General features: G+C 35.3%; 22 protein-coding genes and 1 other annotated feature. Of the genes, 14 read left to right on the top strand and 8 right to left on the bottom strand.

Going from position 1 to position 25,814, the window contains the following annotated elements; genetic code table 11:
• Positions 1-71 precede the first annotated feature (71 nt).
• A complete protein-coding gene (locus tag E3U55_RS01430; protein ID WP_134338541.1) occupies positions 72-512 on the bottom strand; it encodes a YtoQ family protein in 441 nt (146 codons plus the stop codon).
• Positions 513-601: 89 nt separating this feature from the next.
• On the opposite strand from E3U55_RS01430, the gene E3U55_RS01425 reads away from it, so the two are divergent.
• The 6 genes from E3U55_RS01425 to murC all read left to right on the top strand — a co-directional run bounded on the left by E3U55_RS01425 (position 602) and on the right by murC (position 6,334).
• Positions 602-1,117 carry a hypothetical protein gene (locus tag E3U55_RS01425; protein ID WP_134338540.1) on the top strand — a complete coding sequence of 172 codons (516 nt, stop codon included), beginning with the start codon at positions 602-604 and terminating at the stop codon, positions 1,115-1,117.
• A gap of 27 nt (positions 1,118-1,144) precedes the next feature.
• Entirely contained in the window at positions 1,145-2,176 is a 1,032-nt protein-coding gene (locus E3U55_RS01420; protein WP_134338590.1) for a PTS transporter subunit IIC, read from the top strand.
• Positions 2,177-2,277: 101 nt separating this feature from the next.
• The gene (locus E3U55_RS01415) at positions 2,278-3,087 is read left to right on the top strand and encodes a DUF1444 domain-containing protein (RefSeq protein WP_134338539.1); all 810 of its coding nucleotides are present in this window, start codon (positions 2,278-2,280) and stop codon (positions 3,085-3,087) included.
• Between the two features lie 6 nt (positions 3,088-3,093).
• Positions 3,094-3,693, top strand: coding sequence for a YtpR family tRNA-binding protein (ytpR, locus tag E3U55_RS01410; protein WP_134338538.1), 600 nt, complete (start codon positions 3,094-3,096; stop codon positions 3,691-3,693).
• Positions 3,694-3,782: 89 nt separating this feature from the next.
• On the top strand, positions 3,783-4,898 hold the full coding sequence (locus E3U55_RS01405; RefSeq protein ID WP_134338537.1) for a nicotinate phosphoribosyltransferase: 1,116 nt from the start codon (positions 3,783-3,785) through the stop codon (positions 4,896-4,898).
• A gap of 140 nt (positions 4,899-5,038) precedes the next feature.
• Positions 5,039-6,334 (top strand): UDP-N-acetylmuramate--L-alanine ligase, encoded by a 1,296-nt coding sequence (gene murC, locus E3U55_RS01400; RefSeq protein WP_134338536.1) that lies wholly within the window; start codon positions 5,039-5,041, stop codon positions 6,332-6,334.
• A 142-nt stretch (positions 6,335-6,476) separates the two neighbouring features.
• On the opposite strand, the gene E3U55_RS01395 is transcribed toward murC, so the two are convergent.
• Positions 6,477-7,589 (bottom strand): aminopeptidase, encoded by a 1,113-nt coding sequence (locus tag E3U55_RS01395; RefSeq protein ID WP_134338535.1) that lies wholly within the window; start codon positions 7,587-7,589, stop codon positions 6,477-6,479.
• Positions 7,590-7,736: 147 nt separating this feature from the next.
• Here E3U55_RS01395 and E3U55_RS01390 point away from each other — a divergent pair, with 147 nt between their 5' ends.
• The 3 genes from E3U55_RS01390 (at position 7,737) to ytxJ (ending at position 9,390) form a co-directional block, all read left to right on the top strand.
• On the top strand, positions 7,737-8,141 hold the full coding sequence (locus E3U55_RS01390) for a DUF948 domain-containing protein (protein ID WP_134338534.1): 405 nt from the start codon (positions 7,737-7,739) through the stop codon (positions 8,139-8,141).
• Between the two features lie 30 nt (positions 8,142-8,171).
• Positions 8,172-8,606 carry a YtxH domain-containing protein gene (locus tag E3U55_RS01385; protein WP_134338533.1) on the top strand — a complete coding sequence of 145 codons (435 nt, stop codon included), beginning with the start codon at positions 8,172-8,174 and terminating at the stop codon, positions 8,604-8,606.
• Positions 8,607-9,072: 466 nt separating this feature from the next.
• Positions 9,073-9,390, top strand: a complete 318-nt coding sequence (ytxJ, locus tag E3U55_RS01380; RefSeq protein WP_134338532.1) for a bacillithiol system redox-active protein YtxJ — start codon at positions 9,073-9,075, stop codon at positions 9,388-9,390.
• 47 nt (positions 9,391-9,437) lie between these two features.
• Here ytxJ and E3U55_RS01375 read toward each other — a convergent pair whose 3' ends face one another.
• The gene (locus E3U55_RS01375; protein WP_134338531.1) at positions 9,438-11,588 is read right to left on the bottom strand and encodes a cell division protein FtsA; all 2,151 of its coding nucleotides are present in this window, start codon (positions 11,586-11,588) and stop codon (positions 9,438-9,440) included.
• Positions 11,589-11,719: 131 nt separating this feature from the next.
• Here E3U55_RS01375 and E3U55_RS01370 point away from each other — a divergent pair, with 131 nt between their 5' ends.
• The 4 genes from E3U55_RS01370 to motS all read left to right on the top strand — a co-directional run bounded on the left by E3U55_RS01370 (position 11,720) and on the right by motS (position 15,517).
• Complete coding sequence (locus tag E3U55_RS01370) at positions 11,720-12,790, top strand: bifunctional 3-deoxy-7-phosphoheptulonate synthase/chorismate mutase (RefSeq protein WP_134338530.1); 1,071 nt, start codon at positions 11,720-11,722, stop codon at positions 12,788-12,790.
• Positions 12,791-12,881: 91 nt separating this feature from the next.
• Positions 12,882-13,880: a catabolite control protein A gene (gene ccpA / locus E3U55_RS01365; RefSeq protein WP_134338529.1), complete on the top strand. Its 999-nt coding sequence runs from the start codon at positions 12,882-12,884 to the stop codon at positions 13,878-13,880.
• Positions 13,881-13,932: 52 nt separating this feature from the next.
• Entirely contained in the window at positions 13,933-14,757 is an 825-nt protein-coding gene (gene motP / locus E3U55_RS01360; protein ID WP_134338528.1) for a flagellar motor protein MotP, read from the top strand.
• Complete coding sequence (gene motS, locus E3U55_RS01355) at positions 14,747-15,517, top strand: flagellar motor protein MotS (RefSeq protein ID WP_134338527.1); 771 nt, start codon at positions 14,747-14,749, stop codon at positions 15,515-15,517. The genes motP and motS overlap by 11 nt, the downstream gene beginning before the upstream one ends.
• Before the next feature lie 101 nt (positions 15,518-15,618).
• Here motS and E3U55_RS01350 read toward each other — a convergent pair whose 3' ends face one another.
• From E3U55_RS01350 to E3U55_RS01335, 4 genes are all read right to left on the bottom strand, one after another.
• On the bottom strand, positions 15,619-16,785 hold the full coding sequence (locus E3U55_RS01350; RefSeq protein ID WP_134338526.1) for an acetoin utilization protein AcuC: 1,167 nt from the start codon (positions 16,783-16,785) through the stop codon (positions 15,619-15,621).
• On the bottom strand, positions 16,782-17,429 hold the full coding sequence (locus tag E3U55_RS01345; RefSeq protein ID WP_134338525.1) for an acetoin utilization AcuB family protein: 648 nt from the start codon (positions 17,427-17,429) through the stop codon (positions 16,782-16,784). Before E3U55_RS01345 ends, E3U55_RS01350 begins: the two co-directional genes overlap by 4 nt.
• A gap of 15 nt (positions 17,430-17,444) precedes the next feature.
• Positions 17,445-18,083, bottom strand: coding sequence for a GNAT family N-acetyltransferase (locus E3U55_RS01340; protein WP_323740389.1), 639 nt, complete (start codon positions 18,081-18,083; stop codon positions 17,445-17,447).
• Positions 18,084-18,264: 181 nt separating this feature from the next.
• The gene (locus tag E3U55_RS01335; RefSeq protein ID WP_134338524.1) at positions 18,265-21,348 is read right to left on the bottom strand and encodes a transglycosylase domain-containing protein; all 3,084 of its coding nucleotides are present in this window, start codon (positions 21,346-21,348) and stop codon (positions 18,265-18,267) included.
• A 128-nt stretch (positions 21,349-21,476) separates the two neighbouring features.
• Positions 21,477-21,677: a binding site (T-box leader), on the top strand.
• 41 nt (positions 21,678-21,718) lie between these two features.
• On the opposite strand from E3U55_RS01335, the gene tyrS reads away from it, so the two are divergent.
• Positions 21,719-22,987 carry a tyrosine--tRNA ligase gene (gene tyrS, locus E3U55_RS01330; RefSeq protein ID WP_134338523.1) on the top strand — a complete coding sequence of 423 codons (1,269 nt, stop codon included), beginning with the start codon at positions 21,719-21,721 and terminating at the stop codon, positions 22,985-22,987.
• A 50-nt stretch (positions 22,988-23,037) separates the two neighbouring features.
• Here the strand turns inward: tyrS and E3U55_RS01325 are convergent, their stop codons facing one another.
• The gene (locus tag E3U55_RS01325) at positions 23,038-25,770 is read right to left on the bottom strand and encodes a UPF0182 family membrane protein (protein ID WP_134338522.1); all 2,733 of its coding nucleotides are present in this window, start codon (positions 25,768-25,770) and stop codon (positions 23,038-23,040) included.
• Between the last annotated feature and the right edge of the window lie 44 nt (positions 25,771-25,814).

Genomic DNA, 25,814 nt, shown 5'->3' with positions numbered 1-25,814 from the left:
CCGCGGAAAGCGAGTCATTTTTCCATTACAAATTAAAAAGAGAGAAGGCCCTTGCCCTCTCTCTTAAGCTATTATTTATAATAATACTTTAATACTTCAAGTGCTTGATCAATGTTTTCAACAGTAACAGATGCTTTATTAGATAATTCCTTTAATGGGTGAATGAGTGAATCAGGTCTAATTAAAATTAAAGGCTTATTCAATCCGATTGCAATACCCGCATCCATAGCAGTATTCCACTGCTTATAAGATTCACCAAATAATGCAATCACTGCATCTGATTTACTCATCATGATATCAGTTCTGAAGTTGTTGATGCTGGCACCAGTATCATCACGATAAACTTGATTAGGTTGTTTATCTAAAATGTTTTCGCCGATATCATCTGATAAAGCGTGTTCTTCTTGTGGTCCATAGAATTGAATGTCCAGATTTTGCTCTTTAGATTTTTGTTTTAACTGTTCACGCCAATCATCATGAATTTGTCCAGCTAAATAGATAGATAGACTCATAGAAAAAATTACCTCCAAAACTATTTTTTATTATCTTCTAATGAAAAAAGTGGTTTGTCAAATATTAAAAATTGTAGGGGAGAGAGAAAGTGAATACAAAAAAAGTATTTTTAGCGTTGGTGTCCTTTATTGTCTTTGGTTTATTATCTGGTTGTTTACAATCGGAGTCATCAATCATGAATCAAGCCGATAATCGTTTAAAAGAAGTATTTCTTTCAAACAAAACTGTAGAAACAAATTTCGAATTAAATCAGTTTAAGATTTATAAGCCAGAAACATTTGAATTAGGCGAAGAGAGAAAAAATAATGTAATCTTTTATAAAGATGAACAACCATTTATTTTATTCATAAATGAATTTGAGGAGCCAAACAGTAAATGGTTTTATAATGATCTAAAAAAGGATAAAAATAACAGTGATTATTTAAGTACGTTTGAAAACGAAAAAGAATTTGCTTATTTTAGTGTGAAAGACCGTGAGGAAGATCACATTGAAGTACAGCTTGGTATTGGTGGAATTAAAATGTCTACACTTACAACAACTGATGATGTAGAAGAAGATGTAGAAGACATGATTATGATGATTAAATCTATTGATGAAAATTAAGAAGTATAGGTTTAGGAGGAACTAGTGTTGAAGGCATTCCTTAAGCGAAAAGGTGTTGAAGTTAGTTTTCAAGCCTATGCCATTACCGCCTTAAGTTATATGGCTTTGGGTTTATTCGCATCATTAATTATTGGTGTTATCATTCAAACAATTGGACAAGAAGTTCCTTATGCACCCCAGTTCTTAGTTGAAGCGGGCAGTTATGCGATGCAGGGCTATGTGTACGGAGGAGCAATTGGTATAGCAGTTGCTTATGGGTTAAATGCTCCGCCATTAGTTATGTTCAGTGCATTATTTGCGGGTTCATATGCTGCTGATCCAGATTTTGTAGGCGCAGGGCCAGCTGGAAGTTTTGTTGCAGCTTTAGTAGCTATTGAAATAGGGAAATTAGTAAGTAAGGAAACGAAAATAGACATTATAGTTACGCCTTTTGTCACGATTATGGTTGGCTTTTTTGTGGCTAACCTAATTGGTGTTCCAATTGCTGAATTTCTAGATGCTTTTGGGAGTATTATCGAATGGGCAATCGAGTTAAGACCTTTTATTATGGGCATTGTTGTTGCAGTATTAATGGGTTTAGCTTTAACAGCACCTATCTCTAGTGTTGCGATTGCTTTAATGCTAGGCTTAGAAGGCTTAGCTGCGGGTGCAGCAACAGTTGGATGCTCTGCTCAGATGATTGGTTTTGCTGTAAGTAGTTTTCGTGAAAATAAGGTAAGCGGCTTAATTTCTCAAGGTATTGGCACTTCTATGTTACAAGTTGCTAATATCATGAAAAATCCCGCAATCTTAATTCCACCCACTGTTGCAGGAGCAGTACTAGCACCCTTTGCAACGGTCTGGTTACAATTAGAAAACAATGCGGCAGGAGCAGGGATGGGAACTAGTGGATTAGTTGGGCCAATCATGACTCTAAGAACAATGGGTTTTACAACTGACATATTCATGATTATATTATTTTTACATATACTTGCACCAGCATTGATTAGTTTAATCTTATCTGAGATTTTAAGAAAGAAGGGTATTATTAAATTCGGTGATATGAAATTGGATGCTTAATGAACGAAGCATGTCTGTTCCCAAACAGTCATGCTTTTTTCTTTTTTGATAAAATGGTAAAATAATGGCTAGTGTGGCTTCGGTAAAAGGAGGCGAAAAATATGAAAATGACAAGTATACAAATGAAAAGAAAATTAGAAGAACGATTTAAACACGATGAATGGCAGACGCACTTTGATCGTGATCAAGATACACTTCGCATAGAGTGGAAGGATAGTAAAGAAGGGGTGACAATCTCACTGCCCGGTATTATTTCTAAATGGGAAAACCGTAAAGAAGAGGCGTTAGATGAGATTGAAAACCACATTCGTGAAGCTCTAACGATTATGAATGAAGAACAAACATTAGAAGGTAAAGAAGCAAATATCTTTCCTGTTATTCGTTCAGGATCTTTTCCTAAAGAATCTAAAAGTGGTCATCGTTTAATTTTTAGTGATCATACGGCTGAAACAAGAGTTTATTTTGCAATAGATTTAGGAAAATCATATCGATTGATTGATGAACAGATGCTGAAACAAGAAAATTGGGAAGAAGAACGTGTTAAAGAAGTAGCGATGTTTAATATTAGACGCTTATCTACTGATATGAAGCAGGAAGAAGTAGCCGAAAATGTGTTTTATTTCTTATCATCAAAGGACGGCTATGACGCTAGTCGTATTTTAAATGAAGCATTATTAGAAGAGATGGCAAGTAAAGTAGAAGGTGAATTGGCTGTTGGTGTTCCGCACCAGGATGTGTTAATTTTCGTTGATGTAAAAAATAAAACAGGTTATGATATCTTAGCGCAAATGATGATGCAATTCTTCGCAGAAGGGCAGATTCCAATTACGTCCTTACCATTTCTATATGAAAATAAAAAGTTAGAGCCGATATTTATTCTAGCTCAAAATAAACCTAAAGATAAGGAGTAGGAGATAATGCAATTTGTTTATAATCCCCAAGGTATTGGTGATGTATTAATTGTTACTTTAAAGCAAGAAGAAGGGAAAGTTAATAGTGAAAAGGTTGGAGATGTGGTTCGATTAACACATGAATCGGGCGAACTGTTAGGTTATAATATCTTCAATGTTTCAAACTATTTGACATTAGAAGGTAATGGGCCATTAAATGTTAATGAAGACTTGGTGAGCCAAGTCAAGAATATATTTGATCAAAACGGTGTGAAGGACGCACTAGATTTAGATTTAACACCAAAATTCGTTGTAGGTTATGTTAAAGAGATGACGCCACATGAAAATGCTTCTAAGTTAAATGTTTGTCAAGTTGATGTTGGGGATGAAGAACTACAAATTGTATGTGGTGCTCCAAATGTAGATGCAGGCCAAAAAGTAGTAGTTGCTAAAGTGGGAGCTACCATGCCTAGTGGAATGGAAATTAAGGACTCTCAACTACGCGGAGTAGATTCTAAAGGTATGATTTGTTCAGCGAAAGAATTAAATTTACCTAACTCGAGTGAGAAAAAAGGAATACTTGTGCTAGAAGATGATTCAGAAGTAGGTTCACCATTTAACTTTTAATTAGCAAGGGAACTTGTCAAATAGTGGGCAAGTCGTTACTATCTAATTAGATGTTCTACTTTAGTAAAATGATGGATGAGGGATATACGATGAAAGAGTTTACTTTGAAACATCAGGGGAAAATCAAGCGCTTAACGAATGAAACGTTTAAATTTGATCAACGTGTTGGTGAGGGTTGGTTTTCAGCTGTTTATTTCCTTAAAACTAAGAAGATTGTAGAGAAGCATCTTGAAGATAATGAAGTTACCATGCAGTTCTTTCAGAAACGGGATGCTGTTTTATGCGGAACAGATGAAGCCATTGCTTTACTTCATACGTTTGCAGATAAGCCCGAAGATTTAGAAATCCATGCCCTGCAAGATGGAGATCGTGTAAGTCCATACGAGTCAGTTTTAACAGTCAAAGGACCCTACCAAAACTTTGGGTATTTGGAAGGTATTGTTGATGGGATTTTATCTCGCAGAACGTCAGTTGCAACCAATGTATATAAGGTTGTGACGGCAGCCAAATCAGCTGGTTCGGATAAGCCTGTCATTTTTATGGGTGATCGAGATGACCATTATACTCAGCAAGCGGGTGATGGTTATGCGGCGTTTATTGGCGGTTCAACAGCACAAGCGACTCACGCAATGAATGAATGGTGGGGGAAACAAGGGATGGGTACGATGCCTCACGCATTAATTCAGATGTTTAAAGGTGATATCGTTAAAGCTACAGAAGCTTATCAAGATACTTTTCCAGAAGATGATTTAGTAGCACTCGTTGACTATAATAACGATGTTATAACTGATTCACTTAAAGTAGCAAGACATTTTGGTGATGAATTAAAAGGTGTAAGAATTGATACATCTAAAAACATGGTTGATCATTACTTCTTCCGCAATCCTCAAATCATGGGATCATTTGACCCAAGAGGTGTTAACCCACAGCTGATTTTTGCATTAAGGGATGCATTGGACCAGGAAGGATTTAATCATGTTAAGATTGTTGCCAGTGGTGGATTCAATGAAGAAAAAATTAAGCGATTTGAATCACTTGGTGTGCCTGTTGATATGTACGGAGTGGGTAATAATCTGCTAAAAATTAATATAGGTTTTACAGGTGATAATGTAATATTAAACGGGGAAGAAGAAGCTAAAGAAGGTCGAAAATTTAATTATAATCCTCGTTTAGAGAAAGTAGATTTTCCAGTTAATAAAGGTTGATTGCTTTAGCAATCAATCTTTTATTTTTTCATACATTAGTATTAATGTATTTATTGAATAATTTTGCTATAATGTATTAAAGCAAAATAAAATAGTTTAGCATATACTATATACATGATGAATAAGCGGGGGTTCGATTGATGCCGACTTACCATTTTATTGGAATCAAAGGTACAGGAATGAGTTCATTAGCCCAAATCTTACATGATTCAGGAGAAACTGTTCAAGGTTCAGATATAGAAAAACATATATTTACTGAAGATGCATTAAGGGATAAAGATATTACTGTTCTTCCTTTTGATGAATCTAATATTACCGAAGGATTAACAATCATTGCTGGCAATGCATTTAATGATGAACATGAAGAAATCGTAAAAGCAAAAGAATTAGGGCTTGAATTCTATCGCTACCATGAATTTTTAGGCGAATGGTTAAAGAAATACACTAGTGTAGCAGTTACTGGTGCACATGGAAAAACTTCAACAACAGGCTTATTAGCTCATACGTTGAAACAGAATATACCAACCTCTTATTTGATTGGTGATGGCACGGGCAATGGCCACCCTGAGAGCGAATATTTTATTTTTGAAGCTTGTGAATATCGCAGGCACTTTTTGGCTTATGAGCCAGATTATGCGATTATGACTAACATCGATTTTGATCATCCAGATTATTTTAGAAGTGTTGAAGATGTTTTTGACGCATTTCAATCGATGGCCCTAAAAGTTAAAAAAGGAATTATTGCTTGTGGAGATGATGAGTACTTGCAGCAAATCCAAGCCAAAGTACCTGTCGTATATTATGGTTTTTCAGAAGGTAACGACTTTCAGGCGAAAGACATCGGTGAATCTGCTGAGGGCACAACGTTCGATGTTTATGTAAGAAGTACTTATTATGAAACATTTACAATACCTACTTACGGCAACCATAGTGTACTGAATGCACTAAGTGTGATTGCTCTAATGCAATACGAAAGTTTCACAGCGAAACAAATTAGCCATTTAAAAACATTTCCTGGAGTTAAACGTCGATTTACTGAAACTGAATGGAAGAATGGCCAGATATTAATAGATGATTATGCACACCACCCTAAAGAAATTGAAGCAACAATTGATTCTGCTAAGAAAAAGTATCCTGATAAAGATATTGTTGCTGTCTTTCAACCACATACATTTACACGTACGAAGCAATTTTTGGATGAATTTGCACAAAGTTTGTCCAGTGCTGACCATATATATTTATGTGATATATTCGCTTCCGCTCGTGAAAAATCAGGAGTTTTCAAAATTCAGGATTTACAGGAAAAAATCGATGGTTCTGAGCTCTTACTAGAAGGTGAGACAGATATTTTGAAACAGCACCAGAATAGTGTCATCTTATTTATGGGAGCTGGAGATATCCAGAAATATGAAGAAGAATTTAAGCAGTTAGCTTAATATAAACTCACTCACAATTAATTTTGTGAGTGAGTTTATTATTTTGGTGACATTAGACAATTTGATACTAGTGACGAGTGACATCAATAAAAACAAACCAGTTATGGTATAAATATAACTGGTTTGTTCATTTAATTTGCTATTATTTTAGATTTTCTGGGTTCAAACCTTCTAATTCAGGGATGACGAAGCGTCCGTTTTTACGAACTAATTCACCATTAAAGTACATTTCCCCGCCACCATAATCTTCACGTTGGATACAAACCATATCCCAGTGAACTGATGAATCATTACCATTATAGGCATCATCATATGCTTGACCAGGAGTGAAGTGGAAGCTGCCATCAATCTTTTCGTCAAACAAGATATCTTTCATTGGGTGTAAAATGTATGGGTTAATTCCAATAGCAAATTCACCAATGTATCGTGCACCTTCATCACTATCTAACACTTCATTAATACGATCAGTATCATTAGCTTTAGCATCAACAATCTTGCCGTTTTCGAATGTTAATTGTACATTTTCATATACGAACCCTTGATAAGGTGATGGAGTATTATACGATAATGTACCATTAACAGAATCTCGTACAGGTGCTGTATAAACTTCACCATCAGGTATATTCATTTGACCAGCACATTTAATTTTTGGAATATCTTTAATGGAGAACTTAAGGTCCGTTCCTGGTCCTTTAATGTGAACCTCATCAGTTTCGTCCATTTTCTTAACTAATGCATCCATCGCTTTATTCATTTTGTCATAATCTAATGTACAAACATTAAAATAAAAATCCTCAAAGGCTTCTGTACTCATGCTTGCCAGTTGAGCCATTGAGTCGTTAGGGTAACGTAGGACACACCACTTTGTTTTAGGAACGCGGATATTACGATGGACTTTTCCGACAGTTTGTCCATATAATTTATTGTTTTCACTTGGTACATCAGATAATTCGTTGATATTATCACCTGAACGAATCGCTAAGTAAGCATCCATATCTTCCATAACTGTAGCTTCATATTTTTCCCAAGCCTTAAGTTGATCTTCATTGGCACCCTTTAATAATGATCGCATGACTTTAGGATCTTTTAATTCTACAAAAGGATGTCCTCCAGCTTCGTATGCTTTTTCAATAATTGCAGATACTAACTCTTGTTGTAATCCTGTATTTTCTATTAAAAGCTTCTCGTTCTTTTGTAGACGAACTGAGTAATTTACTAATAAATCGGCTAGTTTGTTTATTCTTGGATCTCGCATAATTTCCCCTACCTTTGAATAAGTTTATTAAAACTATTTTAACACAAATTTTAAGTGAAATTATAAAAATAAACTCAGACTTGTTTGACAATAAAGAAATTCGGGTATAGATTAAATATAAACAGATATAGGAAGGTTGTGTAAGTAATGAATCTATTACATATCTCCGCTTTAGTTGCAGCAATTGCATTTCTAATTTTAGCGATTTATATTTCCTATACGCTAGTATCAGTTAGAAAAACGTTCCATCATGTAGCCAACACTGTAGAAGGTATTGAAAACCAAATGCAGGGCATTACATATGAAACGACGGAGTTATTGAAGAAAACTAATCATTTAGCAGCAGACATTTCTGTTAAAACTGATAAACTTAACACATTATTCGATGGTGTTAAGGGAATTGGTTATACTGTGCAGGAGTTTAATGATTCTTTACAGAAGTTATCAGATGAGTTAAAAGACCAGGCAAATGATCATGCTGAAAAAACCTCACAAACCATAAAGTGGGGCGAAGCAGCTATTCATTTATGGAAAAGATATAAAGAAAAATAATTCTTATAATTTTAGAGGAGGAATTTGAGTATGACTAATGAAAAGGAAACACAAAATCAGGAAAATATTAATAGCAAAGACTTTTTAATCGGGAGTTTAATTGGTGGAATTATGGGTGCTTCCGTAGCTCTATTATTTGCACCAAAATCTGGTCGTGAAATGAGAGAAGATATTAACACAGGTGCTCAGCAAGTTCGCGAACGTGCTACCGAATGGAAAGATGTAGCATACGACAAGGGTACAGAGTGGTCTACACAAATTCAAGAAAGAAGCCGAGACATTTCAGACCGAGTAAAAGATAAAACAGTTGAGTTACAAGACCGCGTAAATCAAATTAAAGATGAGAAGTTTAATAAAAATGATAAAGAAGCTCAAGAAGTTGCAGAAGCAATTGAGGAAGCAGCTGAGGAGCTAGACCGTTTAGAAGCAGATAGAACATTTGAACATTCGGTAAATAATAAGTAAAATTATATCTATATTAAAAGTTGTTGGTAATCAAGCCAACAACTTTTTACTTTTCTTATTAGCACTTTAATTGTTGAGTGTTGATATAATATAGAAAAAGTTCGTATTTTTCGGCGAAAAGCGAAAGGCGGCGACTCCTGGTCGACTAACTGCGGCCACGTCCTGCGCCTGCGGTTACTCGGCGCAAACTAATGCAAATACGTAATTCAAGTAGCATTTGTTGCCAACGTCGACACTTGACCGTTCGGGTCTTCGCAGGAACAGCACGAGCCGAAAATCACGGTAGGTGCACCTGCGTCTACTAGTGATGCTTCGTAGAAAGCTTCCTCGGTGCAAAGGTGCAATGAGGATTATTCAGTGAAGTACCTTCGTTGAGGCCTTGCCCGCGGAAAGCGTCCGCCTGTAGCGGTTCGTAGAATCAACAATCAACTTTTAACATAGTTTTATTAAAAAAGGAGTTTTTGTCATGGAATTACTTACTACAAAAGAAGCTTTTGAACAAGCTGTAAAAAATAATGCATCATTGGTTTTACTAAAACATAGCTTAACTTGTCCAATTAGTAGTAAAGCAAAGCGTCAGTTTGTAAAGTTCCATGAAAATCATGAGGTTCCATCATATATCATTCATATTCAGGAAAATCGAGACTTGTCTGATTACGTTGCAGAATACTTTGGAATTAAACATGAATCACCACAGGTATTCTTGATAAAAAATGGTGAAGTAATTTTTGATGCGTCTCATTGGAATGTCACTGCAAAGAAATTAGAGAAAGTTGTACAGTAATGCTATTGTAAAAGCCTGTATCTATTAGTGATACAGGCTTTGTCATGTTACGTATTAATAGTTGTGCTCCAATTAATTTGAAGTTGATCCCCATCATATATCTCTTCAATAAATCCAACTTCTTCTCCATTACGAATTAATTTGAAGTGATGGCCTTCCATCTCGTTTAAATCAATTTCTATAAAGCGAAAGATATCTTGAAAAATGAATGGTTCTTCTCGTTTTTCTTCAGAGATAATTTGATCCCCCGGATAAACATAGGATTGGTCTTGAGCTTTCTCTCCATTAATATAAAGATTATTTAACTCTTTAGTCAGTGTTAATGGTCGATTGTTGTAAAACACCTTAATATCTTGTTTCTTCTTTATTTCTAAGGTATTACACAAATCTTTTATAGGCAAATAATCACTGACCTCGATGGATAAGTGGTCACCATCATTTATTGTATCTGATAATTTAAGCTGTTGATTATTTCTACATACAGTAATCATTTGTTTTTTTATGGTTTGTTCATGATTATTGAATGTTATATGAAATGGTTTAAATTTATTAGTGTAATGTTCAAACCCGCACTGTAATAACACATCTTCTAAGGTGTTAGAACTATCCCAATATATACGATCGCCGTCATGTAATTCAACATCAATTGAGACATTCTTTTGATTTACTTGGATTTGGGGTTTTAGCTCAAATTTTTCATCGTTTATGAATACTGTGAGATTTGTCAAATCTCCAACTACATCGCGCACAGTATAAGAAGGAGACTCACCATCTTTGCCTTGTTCTACGTGAATAACATCATTGTGTTTGATTTCATCTTGAACTGAAGCTTCTTGTCCATTAATCGTTATTATAGGAGCTTCACCTAATGTACCAGGTAAAGTGACTTTTCTATTATTGAGTTCAACCATGATTGCCATCCCAGGACGTCCATATAATTTGTTCATCTGAACACCAGCTGCTAATAGGCAATCTCCAATTGATAGTTGTTTTAAGTCAAACAAACGAATAGTACGGTTATTAACTTCTACACTGATATAGTGTATTGGGTTTTGCTTGGCAGCGATGGCAATTCCAATTGGAGTGACATACTCAGGGCTATCAGGTAATTGATCCTTGTCATCCAATACTTGTATCGCATCAATGCCACGAATCGCTACTCGGTTCTTTGGTAACTGTAAGAAGTCAGAAATTTTCTCGGGTAAAGCAGGGGTTAAACTTCCGCCCCCAACTAACATAACAGCTTTAGGTGACTGTTGATTAAGTGATAAAATTTGTTCGCAAATTGCTTTAGCTAGACTGTTTATAGAAGATTCAATTGATTGTACAACTTCTTTTTTATTTAGTTCTGTTTTAAAACCTAAAATATCTTCAAACTCAATAACATCTTGTGTATTAATTGCTCGCTTAACTTCTTCAGCACTATGAAAATCCAGTAAGTATTCTTCACTAATAGCTTCAGTAATCTCATCACCAGCTTTAGGTACCATTCCATAAGCAGTAACGGTACCATCGCTAGTCAAGGCAATGTCGCTTGTACCGGCACCGATATCCACTAGAGCGACATTTAACCGTCTCATAGATGCTGGAATCAAAACTTGAATAGCAGCAATAGGTTCTAAAGTTAATGCTTCCATATCTAAATCTGCACGTTTTAAAGCAGATAATAAGGAATCAACTACAACCTTAGGTAAAAATGTCGCAATAATATCTACACGCGCTTCCTCGCCTTGTTGATCTAATAACGAACCAATCTCTTCTTCATCCAAATAATAATGGAGGACTGAATAACCAACACAATAGTAATTGGTACTCTCTTGTTGTTGTTCATCCTCAGCTAAAGTGTATTGGGCTTGTTGAACGGCTGCTAATTCTAGATGAAGTATATCTTCTTGTGTCATAAGTGGTTGTTCAGTAATATTTGTTACATATGTACTTTTTTTAGTTTTAAGGGCTCGTCCAGCTGCAGCTACGCATACTTTAGTAAGTGGGCCATGTTTTACTTCCAACTTTTCTTTTACTTTTTGAATGACTTGAGATACTTCTAATATATTATGTATTTGCCCGTCTAACATTGAGCGTTCACGGTGCTCCTCAGTAACCATTTCTATTACTTTGAATCGGTGATCTTCTTTTTCTAAAATAAGTCCTACAACACTTCTGGTACCTATATCTAAAGCAAATAATTTTTCGTTCATGCTTCTGACCCCTTTATATATGGATTGAATGACAAGTGGTCCATCGTCCTTTATAATACTAAAAGAATACATGGTTAAGCATAATGTACCATAAAAATGAAATGTAATAAACTAGGGCTGGAGGAATCAACGTGGATCCTAATAAACTGGAACAATTAAGAGAAGAAGTTGATCAAGTCAATTTAAGAATATTAGACTTAATTAATAAACGTGGGGAATTAATAAAGCAAATAGGTGATATCAAGACTCATCAAGGCATTAATGTGTTTGATCCGCTTAGAGAGCGTGAAATGTTAGACTTAATCATAAAAAATCATGAGGGTCCTTTTGAGTATTCAACGATTGAGCATCTTTTTAAGGAAGTTTTTAAAGCTGCAAAAGAGTTAATAGAAGAGGATCAATTAAATGCATTACTAGTTTCAAGACAGAAAAAGCCGACAGATACAATTGTAAAAGTAGATGAGATTGAAGTGGGGAACGGAAAACCTGAGTTTATCTTTGGACCTTGTTCAGTTGAATCCTTTGAACAGGTCGACGCAGTGGCTGAATCAATTAAGCAACAAGGTTTGAGCATGTTAAGGGGCGGTGCATTTAAACCAAGAACGTCTCCTTATGATTTTCAAGGCTTAGGTATTGAAGGTTTGAAAATATTAAAAGAGGTAGGAAAGAAACACGGCTTAAAAGTCGTTAGTGAAATTGTTAACCCTAATGATATTGAAACTGCACATGATTACGTTGATGTGATTCAAATCGGCGCAAGAAATATGCATAATTTTGAATTATTAAAAGAAGCGGGCCGATCGACCAAACCAATTTTATTAAAACGTGGTTTGGCAGCAACCATTAATGAATTCATGAATGCAGCTGAATATATTATTTCACAAGGTAATGGACAAATTATTTTATGTGAAAGAGGCATTCGAACTTATGAAACAGCGACGAGAAATACGTTAGATATCACTGCTGTTCCGATATTAAAGAAAGAGACGCACCTACCTGTTTTTGTTGATGTTACACATTCTACGGGTAGAAGAGACTTATTACTACCGGCGGCTAAAGCTGGACTTGCAATTGGGGCAGACGGCATTATGGCAGAAGTACACCCAGATCCTGCAACTGCATTATCTGACTCACAACAACAAATGGACATACCAACATTCGAAACATTTATAAATGAATTATTAGAAAAACAGAAATACTAATTGTGTTTCTGTTTTCTTAATTGATAGAATGGTTAGAATGTCGTATGCTAACAATATTAAAAAGAATATCGGTTTGAAATGAGGGGTTAAAATGAGCGTAACAATTTATGATGTGGCCAAAAAAGCTAATGTTTCAATGGCAACAGTGTCACGAGTGATTAATGGCAACACAAATGTAAAACCAACGACAAGAAAAAAAGTACTAGCTGCTATTGAAGAATTAGGCTTTCGACCTAACGCTGTTGCTCGTGGTTTAGCTAGCCGGAAAACGACTTCAGTTGGTGTAATAATTCCTGATATATCTAATATGTTTTTTGCAGAACTAGCTAGAGGGATTGAAGATATCGCCTCAATGTACAAGTATCATATTATTTTAAGTAGTTCTGATCAGAATTTGAACAAAGAACTAGACCTATTCGATAATATGTTAGAAAAACAGGTGGATGGCGTCATCTTTATGGGAGGGTCCATTTCTGAAAATCATGTAAAGGCATTTGAAAGCTCAAATATCCCAGTGGTATTAGCAGCCACGGTAGATGATTCTCAAAAAATTCCTTCTGTTAATATTGATTATTATACGGCAGTATATGATGCGGTTTCACAGTTAATTGAACAGAACCATCAAACTATCGGTTATGTTCCTAACAATTCTGGTTCCAGTATTGAAGCATCAAAAGTTCAAGGGTATCAGGATGCTCTAAAAGAAAACAACTTAGAAATTAATGAGTCATTTATTTTTGAAGGTGACGATACTTACCAGTCAGGCATTAATGCTGCCAATTACTTTTTAGGGCTTGAGCAAAAACCTACTGTAATTATGGCAGCATCTGATGAAATGGCTTTAGGTGTGATTCATGGTGCACAAGACCAAGGTTTTAATATCCCAGAAGATTTATCAGTTGTAGGTTTTGATAATACACGATTAGCTGTCATGGTTCGTCCAGAATTAACTACGGTCGTTCAACCGATGTATGACATTGGAGCGGTTTCGATGAGACTGTTAACCAAACTATTGAAAAACGAAGCTGTTGATGAACATCAGGTAATACTTCCTCACAGAATTATTAAAAGAAGCTCAACAAAAGAATAAACTAACCGATAATATAGGTAAAGACAAACAGTCAAAATAGGGTGAGAGGCAAATGAAGAAAAAAGACATTTTAACTCCGGTTGGGATTGCGCTTGGAGCAACCATGATTTTAATGGGGATTTATTTTAATAGTGGTCCTGATGGCTTTTCAACGTTTTTACAGATGTCATCATTTATTATTGTTATTGGTGGTTTATTAGGCGCATTATTTATTAATTTTGACTTAAAGGAAATGAAGTTAACCTGGAAAGTGTTTAAGGAAGCTTTTAACAAGACTGATCATAATCTAAAAGACCTTATTCAGTTGTTCATTACTTTATCTGAAAGGGCCAGGCGTGAAGGGTTATTGGCATTAGAGTCAGAAATTGAAGATTTAGATGATGAGTTTATAAAAAAAGGTGTTTATTTAGCTATTGATGGAATCGAACCAGAGGTCATTAATGATATTATGAATGCAGAAATTACGGCCATGGAAGAACGTCACGGTAAAGGTCAAGCAATTATCGAAAAGGCAGGAGAATACGCTCCTTCTTGGGGAATGATTGGTACGTTAATCGGGCTCGTGTTAATGCTTAATAATTTAACCAATCCACAAACCATTGGTCCAAGTATGGCAGTTGCATTATTAACTACATTCTATGGTATGGTGTTAGCTAATTTAGTATTTATACCAATAGCTGGAAAATTAAATAATATGACTGAGCAAGAAGTTTTTATGAAACAAGTAATCATTGAAGGAGTTATTGGGGTCCAATCAGGTCAAAATCCAAAAATTCTTGAAGAGAAGTTGAGCGCATTTCTTTCAAATGAAGAATTAAAAGAAAGTAAGGAAGAAGAGGAAGAAAGCGTTGTTGGAGAGACCGTAAATGAATCTTAATAATAAAAGAAAAAAGAAAAATAAGAAGCAGGCACCATTATGGATGGTTACATATTCGGATATGGTAACTCTAATTCTGGTATTCTTTATTTTGTTATTCTCAATGTCTCAAATTGATGCAGAAAAATTAAAAACGGTGACGGAATCATATCAACAAAGAGTAATTTTTGATTTTTATCCATCACCTGTTGAATTAGAACAAGCGAGTAATATTGAAGACAACGAAGATGAAGCAGAACAGCCTAATGACGGCGGTTTACAACAAGATTTTGATATGAACGAAAATAGGCCATCAGAGGGCACAGATGATTTACAAAATTTACTTAATGAAGTAGATGAATTTTTAGAAAATGAAGGATTATCTGAGGTTATAACAGCAAACAGAACAGAGCGTGGCGTTGTTTTAGTTTTACAGGAAAAAGTTGTTTTTGAATCTGCAAGAGCTGAACTACTGGATGATGCCATTCCCTTTCTAGATAAAGTTGGAACCTTATTAGAGCAAATACCTAATTTTGTTAAAGTTGAAGGGCATACGGATTCATTGCCAATTAACACTTCTCAATTCCCCTCCAATTGGGAACTAAGTGGGGCAAGGGCAAGTAGTGTTGTAAGGTACTTTACGAATGAAAAGGGATTAGATCCTATTCGTTTTAACATCGCTGGATATGCTGATACAAGACCTGTTGCTTCAAATGATACACCTGAAAATATGAGTAAAAATCGTCGTGTTGAAATTGTGATTCTAGAAGAATCAGAATGACAATTAACTTTAAGACTCGTGAAGCTAATCACGAGTCTTATTTAATTCTTTAAGTATTAATAAAAACACACGAGAACGGTTATCTCATGTGCAAATAAAAGTTAAGTATATTTCTGCTGGTTAGTGATAAATTGTAAGGCTTTATTTAACGTTAATTTATTTTTTTCGGTAATTTCGTTTTTTCTAGGTATGTCTTTATAGATTCCTGGTTCATCATGCCAATGTGTAGGTAATTCAACAGGACTTTGGTCTTTCCAGTTATTAATCCACTCTTGGGGTAATGGGCCTGATTTTAATTTTTGATCTGAAGCGATATTCCAAATTTGTGCCCAGGCACGTGGTACAACTCTCCAAATATCATACCCTCCACCGCCAAGTGCGATCCAGCGGTCTTCACAATATATATGAGCCATTTCATTAGCTAGTTTAGGTATCTCTTCATAAATTTTCATTGTACTACATAAATGTGTAAGAGGGTCATACACATGAGCGTCAGCACCGTTTTGTGTGACAATAATATCGGGCTGGAAATACTCACAAACCTCTTTTAATGCGCTCTTATAAACTTCTAAGAAAGATTCATCTTCTGTAAAAGCATCTAAAGGCACGTTAAAAGAAAAACCGTAACCTTCTGATCGACCCCTCTCGTTAACATTCCCTGTGCCAGGAAAGAGGTATCGTCCAGTTTCATGGATTGACAGTGTGCATACATTAGGATCATCATAGAAAATCCATTGAACACCATCCCCATGATGCGCATCCGTATCGACATATAATACTTTATAATTAGTATGTTCTCTGATATAGTTAATCGCTATTGCAGCATCATTATATATACAGAATCCTGAAGCCTTTCTTGCGAAACCGTGATGTAGACCCCCACCTAAATTTACGGCATGATCAACCTCACCATTAATAACAGATTCTACAGCGGTTAATGTACCACCAACTAATGTAGATGCTGCTTCGTGCATATTGTGAAATATGGGAGTATCTTCTGTACCAATGCCATATTCTTCTGTTTCGGAATCAGATAATTGAAGCTCACTTGCACGTTTAACTACTTCAACATATTGTGAATGATGTACGGCTTTGATTTCACTCTCTGTGGCCATTCTTGGTTTAATGATTTGTTCTTCAGATAATGCTCCTGATTTTAGTAACAAATCGTAAGTTAACTCAACACGTTTTTGGTTAAAGGGATGATCTTCACGAAACTTATAGTCTTGAAACTTTTCTGAGTAAACAAATGCTGAACGTAAATTCATTGTGATAGCCCCGGTATGTTTGGCCACAGTACTTCATACCCTTTATCCTTCAATTCGTCAATTAAAGGCATAGGGTTCATCGTTTGGATTCTTAATACTATAATTTTTTGAGAGTGATCATCTTTAAAAGGATAGATGAATACAGAAGATATGTTTATTTTTCTTTCGCCAAATATTTTTGTGATTGCAGGTAACATACCTGCTTTATTAGGCACTTTTACTTCAATTTGTGAACTTTGCTCATGGATTCCTGTCAATTGAATTAAGGTATATAATAAATCTTTCTCAGTGACGACACCAACTAATCTATTGTCTTTAGTTACTGGGACACATGCGATTTCATGTTCATAAAAAATAGAAGCAATTTCCTCAATAAAATCCAAAGGGTGAACGGTTATAACAGGGCTTGTCATAATTGATTCAATATTATGATCTAAAATGGCTTGATTCTTTTGCTTTTCTAGTGTAGACGGTGCTGCATCACGAATATCCCTGTCAGAAATTATTCCGACCACTGAGTATTGATCATTTACAATTGGAATATGTTTAATGTGATGTTCGTTTAAAAGTTCTAATGCTTCTTTAATGGAATGATCAGGTTTTAATGTCACTACATCTTTATTCATTATTTCTTCTACTAGCAATTGTTTACACTCCCTCTACATAAAAAAATCTGTTCTGCCCATGAACCTCAGTTTGTCAAAGGTATCTATTGATGATTGGGGAACATTTTTACCTATTCTGACTAGCAAGCAATTGGCAGGATGAGAAATAATCTCTGGATCATCAGTTGACATTGGCTTTAATCCACCGTATCCCATCATGGTTTCCATCAGTTTACGATATTGCCAAACATTAAGTTTGGTAGATTTCATATCCCAATGCCAATAGTACTCGGTTGTGATGACTATATAATTTTCCATTTGTTCATCCATCATGGATAATTTAAGAATGTTTGATCCAATCCCTAGCCCTCGATACTCATGTGAGACTTCGATAGCCCCTAATTCAAGTAAATCTTCCATTTTTATAGTTGACCATCTCTCTAAAGGGTCTGGATGTAAATACGTCGCATAACCGACTATTTTATCTTCATCATGAGCTATAATAATTCTACCTTCTGGAAAGTCAGCAATTGATTTAATTGCTTCAAATTGTTTCTTAGGAGGTCTAAATGCTTTTAAACCATCATCAAAGTAATAATGAGTTAGTTGTTCAGATGTTAGAGGTCCTTCTATTATTACTTGTTTTTGATTTTTATTAATCATTTGCTTGTGATACGTTTTAGGATGTTTCAACTCAACACCACCTAATGATTAAGTCAAATTATATTCCAAGTATAACATGATTTTCCTTTTCAAAATATGATAAACCTTAAAATGGGAGGGTTTCCTCAAATGAAAATTAATACAAAAAAAGAGCTTACACTCAAATTAGTGTAAGCTCTCAGTTCTGACTTAGATTTTTCAATCTAGAAGTTTATGAAGTGGATCCATCGGTTGTACCGTCGTTACTACCATCGTTACTCGATCCGCCATCATTACTACCACTTGAATCGTCAGTGTTATCTCCATCATTACTTCCATCGTTGCTACCGTCATTGCTTCCGCTGTCATTTCCACTACCATCGTCGTTATTGCCGTTATTACTATCATCATTGTTATCGTTATTATTATCATCATTGTTACCATTGTTTTCATCGTCATTATTTCCGTTATTGTCATCGTTGCCATCATTGTTATCATCTTGGTCCTCTTCATCATCAGGTTGTGTAATTTGACCGTAAATGACAGGAGTTGATAATGATGATTCGTTTCCATAAAAATCAACAGCAGACACAGCATATATACGGTTAGAATACGGAACTGCATAATTAGAGTCTACCGTAGAATCAATTAATGTAAAATCGTCTTCTTGTGAATTAGCCATGTAAATGCGGTAACCAATAACATCACCACCGACAGATGACCAATTAAACGTACTGCCTTCAAACCCTACACTGTCAGGGGCAGGGGGAGTACCGTTATCCTCAGGGTTTTCAGGTTGAGGTGCAACTAAGTTCGCCCACATCTCATTATTAGGTAATAGCTTTCCTAAATCTTCTATATTGTCCCAACCTTGTTCTTCAATAAAACCAGGCCTTAAGAAATAGCCTTCATTAACAAATTCAACAGGAGTTTGTTCTATAGCTTTATAGAAATTTTCTCCGAGTTGGACAAATTGTCCTTCGATAATGCTATCATCTCTTTCGTTAGGTACATAATCGACATTAAAGATATCTGTATTAACTAATCCAAGTTGCTCACAAGCTTCACTTGGTAGTAGCCCTGAAATTTGACAATAACTTCTTTGAACAATGCCACCTGGACTTTCATGTCTTTGATCTGGTGCCATTAATTCAGGGTCAATTTCAGTGGCTGCATTTGCTAATTGTGCCCAATAACCTAAGTTACGACTACTATATCCCATTACACAATCTCTACATGTTTTTAAATTCATGTAATTACGTTCACTATCAGATACACCATTTTTACCATCTACATCATAGCTTTCATAACCAATCCAAGTTCCTAAAGTTACGTTAGGGTTCGTACCAACAAACCATGCATCCATCCAGTAGTTTGTTGTTCCAGTCTTACCAGCCCAATCTACTTGTGGGTTAGTTAATTGGCGTTGTAGATAAGTAGCGGTACCTTGTGTTAACACGTCTCTAAGTATATCTAGCGTTAAATATGCAGTTTGAGGTGAGAAAACCTCAGTTGCTTTAGATTCATGCTCATAAATCACGTTGCCTTCTTTATCTTCAATCTTATCTACCATGTATGCATCTACGAATTTTCCATTATTAGCAAAAGTCGCATAAGCGTTAGTGTTTTCTTCAACAGTCACATATTTTGTACCTAGTATGTTTGCTGCAGGGGCATCTCTAGCAGTTAGGTTGCTGAACCCCATTTTTCTTAAATATCCTACAGAATCAATGTTTTGTTCTTGCATTTTTAAAGCTAATCTAGCTGCAGGTAAGTTAAGTGATTTATATAATGCTTTTCTAGCAGGTACAATGCCACTTTCTGAACTCTCAATATAGTTAGTGGGACTCCATACATTACCAGCAACATCAACGTATTCAAATTTCACGTCAGCCAGTGGTGATCCTGGTTGAATGACTCCTTCTTCCATGGCAGGAGCATATCCGAACAATGGTTTCATCGTACTACCATTAGGGCGAATATGTTGAGAAAATTTATTGACTTGGCTTCGTTGGAAATCTCTTCCTCCTACGAAAGCTATAATTTTACCTGTACTATTCTCTATCAATGAAGCACCCGTTTCAACTGGCATTTCAACTTGCTTCATCTCACCTGTGTCAGGATCAGGACGTTGAACATATTTAGTTGGTTTAAAATGCTGATAGTCCTTAGTGATTGTCTGGAATTTATCATAGATTTTTTTATTAATCGTAGTATGAATATCATAACCATTTTGACGCAATTCTCGTTCAGCTAAAATATCATACTGCTCATATAAGCTTTCGTCTTCATTGAGTTGATCCATCGTATATCCATCTTCGTTTGCTAAATGTTTAAGTAAAATATCTTTTGCGCGTTGTTCAATTTCAAACGTTAAGAATGGATAATTCGAGAATGTCGATTCTTTCTTGTCAGTAAAGCTACTAACTAAGTCGAAATTCACTGCTTGATCAAATTCTTCTTGAGTAATCATATTTTCTTCTAGCATTCTAGTTAATACTACATACTGACGTTCAAATCCAGGTTCTAAGCCTTCTTTCGACTTTAATTCACCACCATTTTTAAATGGTGTATAAGCTGAAGGGCTTTGTGGTAAGCCGGCAATATAAGCAGCTTGTGCTAAATTTAATTCATCTGCGTCTTTATCAAAAATACCTTGAGCGGCGGCTTGCACCCCTGCAATATTTCGTCCAGACGAATCTCGACCGAATGGTACAATATTTAAATAAGCTTCAAAGATTTCATCTTTATTAAAGAAGTTTTCTAAACGTAATGCTATTAAAATTTCTTTCGCTTTACGCTCAAATGATACTTCATTTGTTAAGATTTGAGATTTGATTAATTGCTGCGTTAGGGTACTACCACCTGACTGCATGTCAGCGTTGGTAAACTCTTGGAAAAGTGCACGCATAATTGCTTTTGGCACAATACCACTATGCGTTTCAAAATATTCGTCTTCTGTTGCTTTAATGGCATCTCTAACGAGTTGTGATACATTTTCTAATTTAATTTCTTCACGGTGTAAGTCACTACGAAGCTGACCCATATGTATGTTATTAGCAAAATAAATATGCGAAGTCTCTTCATAGTTATAGATCTGCTTTCTCATTTCTTCTTTTCCACTAACAGGTACATCTTCAACTAATGATGCAAAATAACCAAAGCCTAATCCTCCTAAGAAAAACATTAGGACTAAACCTATGATTATAAAGAATAGGGCGATATGCCATACCACATCCAATGTGACTCTAGTTGATGTTACAAACTTTCCCTGTTGGAAAAATGATAGCCATTTATTTGAACTGTTTTTACTCATAGTAGAACCCCCTAAAATGTCACATCTATTATAGCATAATCTAGTAATTCATCCTATCAAATACCTATATGAATTTAGTTGCATTTTTTTATAATATGTGGTAAAAATATTTCATAATCATATTAATAATTAACGCAAAGAAGAGTTGAAGTAGGAGTATACCCGCTGCTAAAGAGAGCTGATGGTTGGTGCGAATCAGTGCAAGGTATGTAACGAATTACGGCTTGGAGCACTCTCTTAACCTGAGGGCGGTTGAACCGATAAAACTTTTGAGTGGTAGTTAAGTTTAACTACAACTAGGGTGGTAACGCGAATCCCTCGTCCCTATATGGTGGACGGGGGTTTTTTTTATTTATAAAGGAGGATTATGATGAATATTATTGATGATTTAAAAGCAAGAGGATTAGTTAATCAAATTACAAATGAAGAAGGCTTAGAAAATCATTTAGTTGAAAATAAAGTATCGTTATATTGCGGATTCGACCCAACTGGTGATAGCTTGCATATTGGTCATTTACTTCCAATCATCATGCTTAAAAGGTTCCAAGAAGCGGGTCATAGACCCATTGCACTTGTTGGTGGTGGAACAGGGATGATTGGTGACCCAAGTGGTCGTAACGAAGAAAGACAATTGAACGAGGCTTCAGTAGTTGAACATTACAGTGAAAGTATTAAAAAACAGATTTCTAAATTAATTGATTTTAATGACCAAGAAAAGGGAGCAATAGCAGTAAATAACCTCGATTGGCTAAAAGAAATGTCAGTCATAGAGTTGTTACGTGATGTGGGTAAGCATTTTAGTGTCAATTATATGCTTGCTAAAGATTCTGTTGAATCACGAATTGAGCATGGTATTTCTTTTACTGAGTTCTCATACATGTTATTACAATCACTTGACTTCCAAAGATTAAATCAAAATGAAAATTGCACATTACAAATTGGCGGAAGTGATCAATGGGGAAATATTACAGCTGGTTTGGAATTAATCCGACGTACAAGTGAAGAAGGGGAGGAGACTAAAGCGTTCGGCTTAACTTTCCCGCTAATTACCAAATCAGATGGCTCTAAATTTGGCAAGACGGCTGGTGGTGCAGTTTGGTTAGATCCAGAGAAGACTACACCTTATGAATTTTACCAGTTCTGGTTAAATGTTGATGATCGTGATGTTATTAAATTCATCAAATATTTCACATTCTTGTCTCTTGATGAAATTAATGATCTTGAGAAAGAGGTTGAAGAACGTCCAGAACAACGTGTTGCTCAACGTCGGTTAGCAGAGGAAATGACAAAGCTTGTGCATGATGAACAAGCATTAGAACAAGCGATTAAAATTTCAAATGCTTTATTTAAAGGCGAAATCAAAGAGTTAGATAAAAATGAAATTGAAGCAGGTTTTAAAGATGTACCATCATTTGTAATGGAAGATAAGGAAAAGGGCTTAATCGATCTTTTGGTTGAAGCTAAGATCTCTTCTTCAAAACGACAGGCGAGAGAAGATATTAAAAATGGGGCGATTTATATTAATGGTGATCGTCAGCAGGAAATGCAATATGTGGTTGATGAAAGTGATAAAATCGATGGTGCTTTTACAGTTATTCGTCGTGGAAAGAAAAAATATTTCTTAATTCGTCACCAGTAAAATAAATAAACAGGCCGGCCAAATTAAATTGGTCGACCTGTTTTTTAAAATTATTCTACTTCATTTAATTTGTTTTCAATTTCAGTCATGATTTGGCCCGCTTGTTCCCAATTTCCGTTAGATAGAGCATTTTGATATTGATCGAATAAATCTGAAACTTCACGTAGAGTTGCTTCGGCATTAAGAATAGGGTCCTCATTTTTATCCGTTTCATTAGTGTCAGGTACATTCCCTGGAGTATCTTCTTCAGCCATGGTCAGGATTCGATCTAACGCTTTATCAAAAGTTGGCTCCATGACAATATAGTCTTGATAAGCCACTACGACCTGTTTAACTTCTGGAAGTGAAGTGGCATTAGATGATTCGATATATATAGGTTCCACATATAAGACGGTATCTTCAATAGGGTAAGTTAATAAATTACCTCTAATAACTTCTGAACCACCTTGGGACCATAAATTTAACTGTTGAGAAATATAGCTATCCTGGTTAATTCGATTTTCAATTTGTTGAGGTCCATAGACGTTCTTTTGTTTAGGGAAACGATAAACAAATAACTCACCATAGTTTTCCCCGTCATTTCTAACCCCCATCCAAGCAATCATATTTTGTCGGCTCTTAGGTGTGAAAGGGATAGAAAGAATAAATTCTTCCGTATCTTCTTCAGGAAGGCTCATTGTAATATAATAAGGCTCCATTGTAATATCATTCGAATAATATTTCTCAGTAGGGAATTGCCATACATCTTCACGGTTATAAAACACTTCTAAATCAGACATGTGATAAGTTCCCCATTTGTCAGATTGAACTTTGAACAATTTTACAGGATATCTAAAGTGAGATCTTATATCCTCTGGGACTTCTTCAGAAAATAACTTAGGGAACATATTAAAATACGTTTGATATAAAGGGTCTTGTGCATTAGCTACATAGAAATTAACTTCACCCGTGTATGCATCAATTGCGACTTTAACTGAGTTCCGTATATAACTGTTATCATCTTCGTATGGTTCAGCATAAGGATAATTTTCAGCTGTTAAATAGGCATCCATTAACCATGTTAAGCTTCCATCCTTTCGAACGACTAGGTATGGATCCGAATCATATTCAAAGAAAGGAGCAATGCGATTTACTCGATCAACAATATTTCGAGTTTCTAGAAATTGACTTTCATTAGTTAATTGATTAGAAATAAACATTCTAAATGACCCTTCTTTAATCGAAAATAGAAGTTTATTCAACCCTTGTAGAGGTATTCCACTGTTTGCATCGAAACGGGTATATGCATTAGTTTCACCCTCTGGATAATCAAATTCCTCAACTTTTGTTTTTACAATGACATTACCACTTTGTTCTTCTCCGAAATAAATCTGAGGTCTAGTAACTTCAAATTCACCTTTAGGTGGTAAGTCTTTTAATAGATACTCTGGCTGGCCTTGGCTGTCTATTTCATTGACATGACTCATGGCTACTCCATAACCATGCGTATAACGGAGATTATCATTGACCCAAGTTCTTGCCTGGTCCGGTAAATTAGAGGTGTCAAGTTCACGAGCACCTGTAAAAACTTGATTATACTGACCATCTACTATATAGCGGTCAATATCAATGTCATTAAATTTATAGTAATTACGAATGGTTTGCTTTTGATTATAGACATCTTTTAAAGGTCTAGCGTCATTGATTCTTACGTTATCAATAGTGAGTTGATTTCGTTCTATTAACTCTTCATCTAAAGAGTCATTGCCTGGATGGTCTAACTCAGTAATGTTTTCTAAATTATAGGCTTTTCTAGTGTATTCTAAGTTCTTTTCTAAAAATGGTTTTTCTTGGTTGAATTCATTAGGTGATACGACAAATTGTTGCACTGCTACTGAGGCCAATTGCCCTAAGATAACTAAAGAAAAATAAAATGCAATTGAAACAATAATTCCTTTCATTTGGCCCCTGACTAGAGAGATGATCATCCATATCGTTGCTAATAACGCAATACCTGAAAGGATATAAGCTTTTGGAATATTAACAGCATTATCCGTATAACTTAGGCCATGAACCACACTCTCCTGGAAAGCATTGACTTGATTCGTTAGTAGAGTTCCGTATGGTTCTAAAAGGTGCTGCGCAGCTAAAATCAAGCCGATAAAACCAAGAGTAAATCCTAAATGCAGTTGAGCCATTCGACTTTTTCGATACATCTCAAACACTGAATAAGCACCTATTTCTGCAAGTAAAATAACAATGCTTAAACTGAGTAGTACACCTAGAACAAATTCTAAGAAAGGTAGCATATACAAATAAAATGAAATGTCTAAGTTAAAGTGGGGGTCTGTAGTCCCAAAAGGTTCAAAGTTTAGAACCTTTAATGCAGGTTCCCAGCCCAATCCTTGTATCAACATCGTGCCAAATATACCAAAGATCACTGAGATTACTAGCATTATATTTCTGCTTGTCTTTTTATTTAATATGGCATTTGGTAGCATATTTTGATTTAAATAACTTAGATAGGATCGACGAATCCAATGCAATGTTAAAAATCCTATAATCGAAAAAAGGAAAAAACCGATCACACCTAAAGCAACTTTAGTGGTGATAATCGTTGTGTAGACACTTTCAAAATTCAGAGTCTCCATCCATATGTAATTCGTTACAATATGAAAAGCAATTGTTCCTAAGATAATGATAGGTAGAACAATATAAAAGAGAAATTTTACTCTTTTAATTAACTTCTTAATGTTGTCAGATTGCTTTTTGTTTAATTGTTCAAAAAAGTCTTGATTATCCATTTTGACCTCCAAATTAATTTTCTATAAGTTTAGTACGATTGGCT

It is taken from the genome of Filobacillus milosensis (assembly GCF_004402015.1).
In the GTDB taxonomy this organism is placed as follows: Bacteria; Bacillota; Bacilli; order Bacillales; family Alkalibacillaceae; genus Filobacillus; species Filobacillus milosensis.
Note: the sequence above shows the minus strand (reverse complement) of the source record. Positions and strands in the feature narration are given on the sequence as shown.

Coding starts and splice junctions, on each gene's coding strand:
- E3U55_RS01375 (WP_134338531.1), bottom strand. CDS start 11,588: ATGAACGAAAAATTATTTGCTTTAGATATAGGTACCAGAAGTGTTGTA.
- E3U55_RS01395 (WP_134338535.1), bottom strand. CDS start 7,589: ATGCGAGATCCAAGAATAAACAAACTAGCCGATTTATTAGTAAATTAC.
- E3U55_RS01335 (WP_134338524.1), bottom strand. CDS start 21,348: ATGAGTAAAAACAGTTCAAATAAATGGCTATCATTTTTCCAACAGGGA.
- E3U55_RS01325 (WP_134338522.1), bottom strand. CDS start 25,770: ATGGATAATCAAGACTTTTTTGAACAATTAAACAAAAAGCAATCTGAC.
- tyrS (WP_134338523.1), top strand. CDS start 21,719: ATGAATATTATTGATGATTTAAAAGCAAGAGGATTAGTTAATCAAATT.
- ytpR (WP_134338538.1), top strand. CDS start 3,094: ATGCAATTTGTTTATAATCCCCAAGGTATTGGTGATGTATTAATTGTT.
- motS (WP_134338527.1), top strand. CDS start 14,747: ATGAATCTTAATAATAAAAGAAAAAAGAAAAATAAGAAGCAGGCACCA.
- E3U55_RS01350 (WP_134338526.1), bottom strand. CDS start 16,785: ATGAATTTACGTTCAGCATTTGTTTACTCAGAAAAGTTTCAAGACTAT.
- E3U55_RS01385 (WP_134338533.1), top strand. CDS start 8,172: ATGACTAATGAAAAGGAAACACAAAATCAGGAAAATATTAATAGCAAA.
- motP (WP_134338528.1), top strand. CDS start 13,933: ATGAAGAAAAAAGACATTTTAACTCCGGTTGGGATTGCGCTTGGAGCA.
- E3U55_RS01415 (WP_134338539.1), top strand. CDS start 2,278: ATGAAAATGACAAGTATACAAATGAAAAGAAAATTAGAAGAACGATTT.
- E3U55_RS01390 (WP_134338534.1), top strand. CDS start 7,737: ATGAATCTATTACATATCTCCGCTTTAGTTGCAGCAATTGCATTTCTA.
- ytxJ (WP_134338532.1), top strand. CDS start 9,073: ATGGAATTACTTACTACAAAAGAAGCTTTTGAACAAGCTGTAAAAAAT.
- E3U55_RS01430 (WP_134338541.1), bottom strand. CDS start 512: ATGAGTCTATCTATCTATTTAGCTGGACAAATTCATGATGATTGGCGT.
- ccpA (WP_134338529.1), top strand. CDS start 12,882: ATGAGCGTAACAATTTATGATGTGGCCAAAAAAGCTAATGTTTCAATG.
- murC (WP_134338536.1), top strand. CDS start 5,039: ATGCCGACTTACCATTTTATTGGAATCAAAGGTACAGGAATGAGTTCA.
- E3U55_RS01405 (WP_134338537.1), top strand. CDS start 3,783: ATGAAAGAGTTTACTTTGAAACATCAGGGGAAAATCAAGCGCTTAACG.